This window comes from Alicyclobacillus mali NBRC 102425 (genome assembly GCF_001570745.1).
GTDB lineage: Bacteria > Bacillota > Bacilli > Alicyclobacillales > Alicyclobacillaceae > Alicyclobacillus > Alicyclobacillus mali.
In genome coordinates this window covers 1-10,658 of the sequence record NZ_BCSG01000056.1, presented here as the reverse complement: position 1 = coordinate 10,658, position 10,658 = coordinate 1, and the positions used below count along the sequence as shown (strand labels likewise).

The following is a 10,658-nucleotide window of genomic DNA, read 5'->3' as shown; positions in this document are numbered from 1 at the left end:
CTGAAAACCCGCGGGGCGCCACGCAACGCGCAAAAGCGAGCGACCTTGCGCCCCTGCGGAGGGCCACTGAAAACCCGCGGGGCGCCACGCAACGCGCAAAAGCGAGCGACCTTGCGCCCCTGCGGCGCGCGTGGAACGGTCCCCCGCGGTTCCCGGTCCTTCGGATGGCGAGGCTACCGGCTCTTCGTACGCTCCCTCGAAATGCAGCAGGAGATCATAGCGTTTGCGCGCCTCCGGCTCGCACAGCGTGTGATACGCATCCTGTACGCGTCGAAAATGGCGCTCGGCGGTGGCCCGATCCCGTCCTTCGTGGACGTCTGGGTGCCAGTGCTTCGCAGCTCGACGGTAGGCGGCTTTGATCTGGGGCAACGTCGCGTTTCTCGGCACGCCGAGGATCTCGTAATGCGTGAGGGCCAACGGGGCTTTGCATTTGCCGCAGCGGCAGAAAAAGCCGTGATCCAGGCGAATGCGGTTGACCGCCCGGCAGGACGCGCATTGCTTCATGACGATCCATTCGCTCACGCGGAGCCCACGCCTTTCGCCAGAAGAGTGGCATTCTACAGCCATTGTACCACGCTTTGTACACAGAACTGAAACAATTTCCACCCCAGGCGCTTGACTCATACACCTAAATAGGTTAAATATACATAGTGGTTAAAAGGTCTAATCTCTAAAATGATCGCGGTGCACGAAGACGGCGCCGAGATCGCAAAGAGATAAGAGGAGGAGATGTACAGCATGAGCGCAAATGCCAACCCCACGCCGAACAATTCCGGCACCACGTTCCGCAGGATGATCCTCGTGAACCTGATCATCCTCATTGTGCTGATCGCCGCGGCCATCACGGGCTACTATTTCTACAACCAGTCTACGTTGTACTTGAAGACGGACGACGCCCAGGTCGCGGGCAACCAGATTGTCGTGTCCGCGCCGGCGAGCGGCAAGCTCATCAACTGGCAGGGCACCAACGGCTCGGCGTTCAGCGCGGGCGACGAGGTCGGCGAGATTGAGACGCAGGTGGGCAACAAGACTGTGGACGTGCCGGTTGACATGCCCGCCAACGGCACCATTGCGCAGAACGAGGTCATGAACAACGAGTTTGTCGCTGCCGGTACGCCGCTCGCGTACGCGTACGACATGAACCACCTGTATATCGTGGCAAACATCAAGGAGACGCAGTTGCAGAACGTCAAAGTGGGTGACCAGGTGGACGTCTGGGTCGCCGGCAAGGCGGGCTCCATCAGCGGCACGGTGACGCAGATTGGCGACGCGACGGCGAGCACGTTCTCGTTGCTCCCGAATCAGAGCACCACGGCGGACTATACGCCTGTGACGCAGGTCGTTCCGGTTGAAATCTCGATTGGTACAACGGCAGGCAGTGGCTTGGTTCCCGGCATGAGCGCGACGGTTCGCATCCACAAGTAAGAGGTGAGGCGTATGTCGAACGATTCGCTGCAACCGACCGCATCTCAGGCGGTCGTGCCGGCCTCGCCCAACGCGCCGAGTCACGCGCAAAGCGGTGAGGCGGCGCACGGACATCCGCATCGGACGCCCATCATGATCGTCATGATCTTTGGCGCGTTCATCGCGATTTTGAACCAGACGCTGCTCAATGTGGCTTTGCCGCACCTGATGTCGGCGTTCAACGTGGACGCCAACACGGTGCAGTGGCTCTCCACCGCGTACATGCTGACCAACGGCGTGCTCATCCCCATCACAGCATTCCTGATGGGCACGTTCACCACGCGGCAGTTGTTCATCTCGGCCATGTCGCTGTTTCTCGTCGGGTCGTTCCTGTGTGCCATCGCGCCGAGCTTCGGCGTCATGGTGTTCGGGCGCATCGTGCAGGCGTCCGGCTCCGCGGTGATGATGCCGCTGCTCATGACGGTCATTCTCGAGCTGTTCCCGCCGCAACAGCGCGGGCGCGCCATGGGCACGATGGCCATTGCGATGTTCTTCGCGCCAGCCGTGGGTCCCACCCTGTCAGGCTGGATTGTGACCAACTGGTCTTGGCGCTGGCTGTTCTGGATTGTCATTCCGCTCGCGTTCATCGACATCATCCTGGCGGTGGCCGTGCTGCGCAATGTCGCGAAGCCGGTGCGGCCCAAGCTCGACGTACCTGGCTTTTTGCTCTCCATCGTCGGCTTCGTCAGCCTGCTCTACGGTTTGAGTGAAGCAGGGAGCAAGGGCTGGGGCAACTCCGTTGTCGAAATCTCGCTCGTCGTGGGCGGCGTGTTTTTGGTGTTCTTCATCCTTCGCGAACTGACGGCGAAGGAGCCGATGTTGGATCTGCGGGTGTTCAAGTACGACGTGTTCACCATGACCACCATTGTGGGCTGCATCGTGAACATGGCCATGTTCGGCGCGATGATTCTCATGCCCATCTATCTCCAGGACATCCGCGGCTACACGGCCCTGCAGTCCGGCCTGATGATGCTGCCCGGGGCCATCCTGATGGGCATCATGTCGCCCGTCTCGGGCGCCATCTTCGATCGCGTCGGCGCTCGCCCGCTCGCGGTGGTGGGGCTGGCCATCACCACCGTGACGACGTGGGAGTTCACGAAGCTGAACGCCCAGACCGGGTATGGACACATCATGCTGCTTTACACGCTGCGGATGTTCGGCATGTCGATGCTCGCGATGACGGTGCAGACCGCCGGCCTCAACCAGCTGCCGAGGCACATGTACCGGCATGGAACGTCGGCCGCCAACACAGCGCGAACGGTGGCTTCGTCGGTCGGCACCGCGGTGCTTGTGACCATCATGACGGATCGCACGAAGGTGCACTATGCCAACTTCCAGAACACGGTGACGGTGAATAACCATTACATCTATACGACGTATCAGACCATCGTAGAGTACTTCATGATGCAACTGCATAACTCGCTGCAGGCGGCGGAGGAGCTGGCCCGCTACGTGCTCTACGGACTCGCGGAACAGCAGAGCACCATCATGGGGATCAACGATGCGTTCTGGTGGGCGACGTGGGGAAGCTTCATTGCGTTCGTCCTGGCGTTCTTCATCCGCCGGCCGAAGCTCGCGCAGGCTGCCGCGGCTGGCGCAGGCGCGGTGACCGTGGGGCGGGCACAGGCGGAAGCTGCATCGACGACTTCCCAACCCGCTGCGCTGACCGGAGCGTCGCACGCGGAGGGTCCGGTAGCGCAGGCGCTGGAGCATGACATTCAGATTGCGGACAGCGTGGCCGAGGCCGAGGAAGTGGTGGATGCGGAGCCCGAGGCTTCTGCCCAGCACGACGAAGCGGAGGCGTTCGGGGAATCTCCAGGCGACGAGGAATCGGACACGGACTCGCCGACCGACGTCGAAGACGAGCCGCAGCCCGTGAAGTGACAGTTGAAACCACCACACACAGACGGAGCCACAGGGGCACCCCCTTGTGGCTCTTGCTTTGATGCAGACACTTCGAACGTGCACGTAAGGGCATCATAACCGTACTGGCGCTATGGCTGAAGAAGCGCCGCGCGTGATTTTCGCGTGCGCCTGGGGTACAATGGTTATGCTTACGAGCGGTATCCTGCTTACGAATCCAAAGAGAGATGAGTGGAGGGAATGCACATGCTGGTCACGACGGAGAAGGGACTCCTTGCGGCCATTCGGGATCGCCGGTCGATTCACACGGTTGGAAAGAAGTCGCCGCTCGCCGACCAGGAACTGGAGCAGATCCTCGCGGACATTGTGAAACATATGCCGTCCGCGTACAATTCGCAGTCGACGCGGCTCGTGCTTTTGCTGGGCGCGGCGCACGAGAAGTTCTGGGACATCGTCCAAGAGGTGATGCGCGCCGTCGTAGCTCCGGATCAGTTGGATGCGGTCTCGGCGAGGCTCGCGGGATTTCGCGGCGGCTACGGCACTGTTCTCTTCTTCGAAGATCAGGCCGTGATCGAGTCGTTCCAGCAAAAGTTCCCGGCCAACCAGGACAAGTTCCCGGTATGGGCCGAGCACACCAACGCCATGCACCAATACGCCGTCTGGGTGGTGCTCGAGGCGTACGGCTACGGCGCCAGCCTCCAGCACTACAACGTCGTCGAAGATCGCGTGAAGGCGGAGTGGAAGCTGCCTGAGACGTGGCGGCTCGTGGCACAGATGCCGTTCGGATCGCCGGAGAATGCGCCGCGCGACAAGCAGGTGCAGCCGGTGGAGGATCGGTTCAAGGTCTTCAAGTGAGGCATCGCCCCCGCAGGCCTCAATGCTTGCGGGGGCTGTTGGTTTCAGCGCCATCGGAGCCAGACGCGCATTTCGCCCCGTCCACGGTTTCCCCAGAGGAAGTACGGGATGGCGCGAAGCTTCACCCTGTGCTCCCGGCGCGCCTCCTCCGTTGCTGGTCGGTACAGGGCGCCGTCCCGAAAGGCGGCGCCGTCGAGCCGATATCCGTCGCATTCCAGCACCACGGCCTCCACGCCTGCGATTTGGTACGGTGCCTCCACGAGCCGCGCGCCGAGATCGACCGACAGCGCCGCGAGGTTGGGGCCGTGATCCGCCTCCTCCACGCAGTACACGAGCGGACCGCGTTCGATGGCCGCCATGCCGCTTACGGCGTGCAGTTCCGGATGGCCGACGACCCATCGCGCCTCCATGGGGAATTCAAGTGCCACCTCGTCGCCGTCTGTGAATGCGCGCTCGATCACGGCGTAGCCATTCTTCAAGCACACCTCGCTTTCTGCGATGGGTTGGCCATTCAGGCGAAGGCTCGGCTCTCCCGCGCACCAACCTGGGATGCGGACGGCGACGGCGAAGCGGCGCGGCCCGTCGCTCATGGACACGCGAAGAGACGCCTCGCCCCGCCAAGGCAGGCCGGACACGAGCGCCACCTGCACGCGCGAACCATCCAGATCCCACTCGACGGAACTGCCGATGTGAAGGTGGACGTACAGCGTTCGATCCGCTTCGTGCCACGAATACACGTAGTCCCCGAGGCTCATCAGAAGGCGCGCCACATTGGGCGGGCAGCACGCGCAGCCAAACCAGGCCTGGCGCGTTGGGCGGACATGTCGGCGGTCCGGATTCTCCTCGTTCGCGCGCGGCCATATCTCGAGCGGATTCACATAACAGTAGTGCTTTCCGTCCTGTGCCATGCTACCGATGACCGCGTTGTACAGGGCGCGCTCGATAACATCGGCGTACTCGGACTGGGCAGCGATATCGAGCATGCGCTTGGCGAAGAAGATGAGGCCCACCGAGGCGCACGTCTCCGCATACGCGGTCTCGTTCGGGAGATCGTAGTCAAACGTGAAGGCCTCGCCCTGATGGGTCGATCCGACCGCCCCGATGATGTACATCTGGCGCCGCGTGACATCTTCCCATAGCCGCTCGCACGCCTTGGCCAGCGTCTCGTCGCCCGTGAGCCGAGCGACGTCCGCCATCGCGGTATACATGTACATCGCGCGCACCGCGTGGCCCACCGCCACGTCCTGCTCACGCACCGGCTTGTGCGCCTGATGGTAGGCGAGGTCCGGCTCCTTCATCCACGGCCACCAGAACGACTTTCTCCCTCTCCGCTCCCATTCTTGGAGGAAGAAATTCGGCTCTGTCCCGCGGGCATCGAGGAAATAGCGGGCGAGATCGAGATAGCGCTTCTCCCCAGTTACGCCGTAGAGCTTCACGAGTGCCAGCTCAATTTCCTGGTGCCCGTCGTAGCCGTGAATCTGGCCTTCACCAGGTCCGAATGTGTCAGCGATGAGGTCCGCGAACCGGCACATGGCATCGAGCAGCTTGCGCTTGCCCGTCGCCTCGTAGTAGCTGACGGCTGCCTCCATCATGTGACCTGCGCAGTACAGCTCGTGGCAATCCATGAGATTGGTGAAGCGCTTGCCTGGCTCCTTAATGGTGAAGTACGTGTTGAGATAACCATCCGGCTGTTGCGCCGCCACCACCAGGTCGATCACGTCGTCCGCCATGCGCTCAAGTTCCGAATCGCGCTTCGTCTTGAGCGCGTAGCCGACAGCCTCCAGCCACTTCGCCACATCGCTATCCTGAAACACCATGCCCGTGAACTCGCCGGTCTCAAGGCCTGCGGCGATGCGGAAGTTGCGAATGGCCCCGCTCGGCTCCACGCCAGGGACGCGATCGTTCAGGATCTCATACTGGTACGGGAGCACAGTCTCGCGCACGAGTTGTTGGTAGCGAGACCAGAAGGGATCGTAGAGTTGTACGGATAAGTGAAAGCGCGGATTGCACGTTTCTGGCGGCAACGAGAAACACCCTCTCTGTGAAGATGTATGCGTTTTCTTTGAGGAAAGATAGAAATGTTATACGAACAAGTTGATGATATCATGCGGGTAAATGGCTGGGTAGAGATGCGCCAAGATGACGCGATCACGGCGCGAGGTCTTGTGTCGATAGGGCGGTCGGTGTGTGCCGAGCGCGACGGGCGGCCTCGGCGCACACAAGGCTTGCGACGAGTGCCAGCGCCGCGAAGACAGGCGACGAGCGCGGATTCCATGCGTACAGGTAGCCGGCGATGGCCCCGGATGGCGAACTGGAGAGCAAAATCAGCACGTTGAGAACCGCAAGCATGGTCGATCGTTCGGCGTCGTCCATGGCGTTGGCCACGAGCGACTCCACGAACGGGTTGGCGAGCACGGTCCCTGCTGCGGTGAGGGCTGTTGCGATGATCGTCGGCGCAACGGACCTCGGTGCCGAGATCGCCAGGAGAATTGTGGCCGCGGTCAAGAGTCCAAGGCCGGCCTGCATCCAGTGGTAGCCGTGATCGTCGTGAAAACGCCGCGCGAACGTCGCCAGGCAAACCGCCATGACGAGCGAAGAGAGCGCTGGCAGCAGGCCCATGAAGGACGGCGGGATGTGGAGAGCGTCCATTTGGTACGCCGTGACGAAGGTGGTTCGGATGGAAATCTGCACGTTCCACATGACGTAGACGCCAAACAGCCACATCAGCGTGCGGTTGCGCGATAGAGTCTTGATAGCCGCGCGAATCCGGCGCCACTCATGTCGAAGATGGAGCCGCCTCGTTTCGGCCATTCGTGTACGCCCGATGTTCGTTTCGCGAAGACCCCGGTGGCGAATGGCGATCATCGTGGTCATGCTGGCGAAGGCGTAGAGGTAAAGCAAACGCGTGCCAAGGACCACGCCTGTGCGATGGATGAGCCAACCCGCGATGGGCGCGAAGAACCCAGCGACGGTCGCGACCACCTGTAGCGCGGTGAATACGCGCGAGCGAATGTCGGCGGGGGTGTCCTCCGTCAAGAGGCAATACCACGCCGTGGTTGAGATGCGCTGAAAGCCGTTGAAGAAGAAGGCGAGGGCGAAGCCCCACCAGCTGTGCGATACGGCCCAGAGCAGTGTGGCGGCGGACCAGCTGACGAGATCGGCCACCCAAAGAGCCTTTTTTCTCCCCATGCGATCCGTCGCGTATCCGCTCACCAGTGCGGAGAGCATTTGAACGACGAGGTTCATGGTGGTGAGCCAGCCGAGTTGCACGCTCGTCAACCCCGTCTGCAACATGTAGACGGACGCGTATGTGGTATACATGTTGTAGGGGATCACGAAAAGCGGCTCTGCGATGACGCAGGTTCGGGGATTTTGGGGCATAGGACTCTTCAACGTCGTCACCTTCATGGCGGTATGCTACTGTATCGGGTGGTATCACTGACTGTCAAGAAACGAATACGTTTTCGGTTCCAAGCCACCATCATCAATCTATCGAATGTGATGGCGAACGACCAATCCATATAGTGGGAAATGGTGATGTGAGCATGGCGTCTCCCGCCAAATACGTGATGGTCAAAGAACAAATTCGGGAGTGGATCCGCTCAGGGAAGGTGAAACCCGGGCAGAAGATCTACTCGGAGAACGAACTCATCAAGATGTTCCGCGTCAGCCGGCATACCATCCGGCAGGCGGTGGGAGACCTCGTGCACGAGGGGCTTCTGTACCGGGAGCAGGGTGCCGGGACGTTCTGTGCCTTTCCGCAGGAGGAGCGGGTGTCGGGGGAAAGCCAGGAGGCGCGCAGGTATATCGGCGTGATCACGACGTATATCTCGGATTACATCTTTCCCACCATTATCCGAGGTATCGAGTCGTACGTGACGAACAAGGGGTATTCGCTGATTCTGGCTTGCACGTACAACAACCTGTCGAAAGAGGCGCAGTGCCTGGAGTCGATGTTGCAGCGTCCGATTGCGGGGCTGATTGTGGAGCCGACGGAGTCGAGCACGTACAATCCGAACATCCGGTACTACCTGGAGTTGGAGCAGCGAAAGATCCCGTATGTGATGATCAACCAGTACTATCCGCAGCTGGACCCGCCGCACATCATCATGGACGACAAGAAGGGCGGGTGGATGGCGACGCACCATCTGTTGGAGCTTGGGCATCGGAAGTTGATGGGGATCTTCAAGACGGACGACTTGCAGGGCGTGTACCGGATGCAGGGGTTCATGGACGCGTGTCGGGAGGCGGGTGTGTCGGTGAAGCCGGAGTGGCTCATCACATACCGGACGGAGGAGTTGGGCGAAGAGGTTGTGCGCCGGGTGCGGGCGGAGCTGGAGCGCGAGGAGGAGCGGCCGACGGGGATTGTGTGCTACAACGACCAGATGGCGGTGAAGGTGCTGGACGCGCTGCGGGAGCTTGGGATCCGGGTGCCGGAGGAGATGTCGCTGGTGGGGTACGACGACTCGTACCTGGCGGAGGCGACGGAGATCAAGCTGACGACGGTGGAGCACCCAAAGACGCAGATGGGGCTGGACGCGGCGAAGTGGGTGATGCGTGCCATTGAGCGCGGGAAGCGCGACGCTGAGGAGCCGGGGTCCATTGTGTACGAGCCCAAGCTGGTGGTGCGAGGATCGACTGCACCCGTCGTCGTCGGCACCGCGTGAGGCTCGCGACCCGCACCCTCCGACACGCATTCATTGATGAGCAGACCGGCCCCGGTGAGGCCGGTCTTCCTCATTTGTGCGCATGAAAGCGCATTGACAAACACAAGAAACCGCTTTATCCTACAAGTTGTACGTACATCTAAAACATAAATTCGTATTGTCCGGACATATTTCTGCTCGGCCGAAGTCGTATCCACTTCGAGGAGGTGCGCCATGTCCACTCAGCACACACAAGGTTCTCGTGCCTACGCGGTGACCATTTCGCTGGCAGCCGCAATGGGAGGGCTGCTCTACGGTTACGATACCGCGGTCATTTCGGGTGCCATCGGTTTCTTGAAAACGCTCTATCACCTCGCGCCCTTCATGCAGGGATTGGTGATTTCGAGCATTATGATCGGCGGCGTCATCGGTGTGGCCGTATCCGGCTTCTTGAGCGATCGCGTCGGGCGCCGCAAGGTTCTCATGACGGCCGCCGTCTTGTTCGCGATCGCGGCGTTTGTGTCCGCCATCTCGTCGGATGTCACCATGCTCATTCTTGCGCGAGTCGTCGGCGGTCTGGGCATCGGCATGGGATCGGCGCTCTCAGTGACCTACATCTCCGAGTGTGCGCCGACGCAAATTCGCGGCGCGCTGTCGTCGTTCTATCAGCTGCTCACCATCATTGGCATCTTTCTGACCTATCTCACGAACTATTTGATTCAGCGCTCCGGATCGGTCGCCTGGGACGTGCACACGGGTTGGCGCTGGATGTTGGGGCTCGGCTCTGTGCCAGCGGCTATCTTCTTTTTCGTCCTGTTATTTGCGCCGGAGAGTCCGCGGTGGTTGACGAAGGTGGGCCGGATCGACGAGGCGCAGCGGATCTTGGTGCGCATCAACGGATCCAGTGTTGGTCAGCGTGAACTCGAGTCCATTCGCGAATCGATTGCGAGTGAAAGCGCTGCAAGCATCCGCGATCTTCTCAAGCCCGGTTGGCGCAAGGCGCTGGGCGTCGGCATCCTCCTGGCTCTTTTCAACCAAATCATCGGCATGAACGCCGTGACGTATTACGGCCCAGAAATCTTCAGGATGGTGGGCTTCAGCCTCAACTCGGATTTCGAGATTCAAGCGTTCTTCGGCGCCATGTGGGTCGTGTTCACCGTCGTCGCGGTCGTGCTGATCGATCGCGTCGGCAGAAAGCCGCTGATGATCGTCGGCTCCGCGCTGATGGCCATCTTCATGGCGTTGATGGGCTTGACCTTCTACCTGCACGTTCACAACGGGTTCTGGCTCGTGCTCTTCATCATGGGGTTCACGGCGGCGTTCAGTGTGTCGATGGGTCCTATTCCTTGGATCATGATTCCGGAAATCTTTCCGAACCACCTGCGCGCCCGCGCGGCAGGCGTGGCGACCATCTTCCTGTGGGGAGCCAACTGGGCCATCGGCCAGTTTACGCCGGTGTTGCTGAGCGATCTCGGCGGCGCCTACACCTTCTGGATTTTTGCGGTCATCAACATCCTCGGGGTGCTGTTCGTGACAGCTTGGGTGCCGGAGACGAAAAACCGCTCCCTGGAGGAGATTGAATCCATCTGGATGGCGTCCGCTCGCGGCGGATCGCCGGCGCAGCGAGAAGCGCACGAGCGCGCGAAGCGGGCCCTTTTTTGACCTCGACTTGTCCGAATAACTCATTGTGCTCGATCGACCTTGTAAGTACAATTGAGGTGATGTCTGCGGTTCCACCCTCTGAATGCGCGAAGGAATGTGGGGATGGATATGGGCAAATATTCGATTGGCGTGGACTACGGGACGCAGTCCGGACGCGCCGTGTTGGTT

8 protein-coding genes are annotated in these 10,658 nt (G+C 60.9%); 5 read left to right on the top strand and 3 right to left on the bottom strand.

Translation table 11 applies throughout. The annotated features are described in order from the left end of the window. A partial coding sequence (locus AMA01_RS13035; RefSeq protein WP_231862961.1) for a J domain-containing protein occupies positions 1 to 522 on the bottom strand: 522 nt, incomplete at its 3' end. A gap of 216 nt (positions 523 to 738) precedes the next feature. Between AMA01_RS13035 and AMA01_RS13030 the strand changes: the two genes are divergently transcribed. The 3 genes from AMA01_RS13030 to AMA01_RS13020 all read left to right on the top strand — a co-directional run bounded on the left by AMA01_RS13030 (position 739) and on the right by AMA01_RS13020 (position 4,182). Next, the gene (locus tag AMA01_RS13030) at positions 739 to 1,425 is read left to right on the top strand and encodes an HlyD family secretion protein (RefSeq protein WP_230087711.1); all 687 of its coding nucleotides are present in this window, start codon (positions 739 to 741) and stop codon (positions 1,423 to 1,425) included. 12 nt (positions 1,426 to 1,437) lie between these two features. Next, a complete protein-coding gene (locus AMA01_RS13025) occupies positions 1,438 to 3,348 on the top strand; it encodes a DHA2 family efflux MFS transporter permease subunit (RefSeq protein WP_067851651.1) in 1,911 nt (636 codons plus the stop codon). Between the two features lie 225 nt (positions 3,349 to 3,573). Next, entirely contained in the window at positions 3,574 to 4,182 is a 609-nt protein-coding gene (locus AMA01_RS13020) for a nitroreductase family protein (RefSeq protein WP_067851648.1), read from the top strand. Between the two features lie 44 nt (positions 4,183 to 4,226). Here the strand turns inward: AMA01_RS13020 and AMA01_RS13015 are convergent, their stop codons facing one another. Beyond that, entirely contained in the window at positions 4,227 to 6,206 is a 1,980-nt protein-coding gene (locus tag AMA01_RS13015) for a glycoside hydrolase family 127 protein (RefSeq protein ID WP_067851646.1), read from the bottom strand. Positions 6,207 to 6,330: 124 nt separating this feature from the next. Then, complete coding sequence (locus AMA01_RS13010; RefSeq protein ID WP_376738344.1) at positions 6,331 to 7,584, bottom strand: MFS transporter; 1,254 nt, start codon at positions 7,582 to 7,584, stop codon at positions 6,331 to 6,333. 143 nt (positions 7,585 to 7,727) lie between these two features. Between AMA01_RS13010 and AMA01_RS13005 the strand changes: the two genes are divergently transcribed. Further along, entirely contained in the window at positions 7,728 to 8,849 is a 1,122-nt protein-coding gene (locus tag AMA01_RS13005) for a GntR family transcriptional regulator (protein WP_067851655.1), read from the top strand. Between the two features lie 213 nt (positions 8,850 to 9,062). Then, positions 9,063 to 10,490, top strand: coding sequence for a sugar porter family MFS transporter (locus AMA01_RS13000; RefSeq protein WP_067851641.1), 1,428 nt, complete (start codon positions 9,063 to 9,065; stop codon positions 10,488 to 10,490). Positions 10,491 to 10,658: the final 168 nt, after the last annotated feature.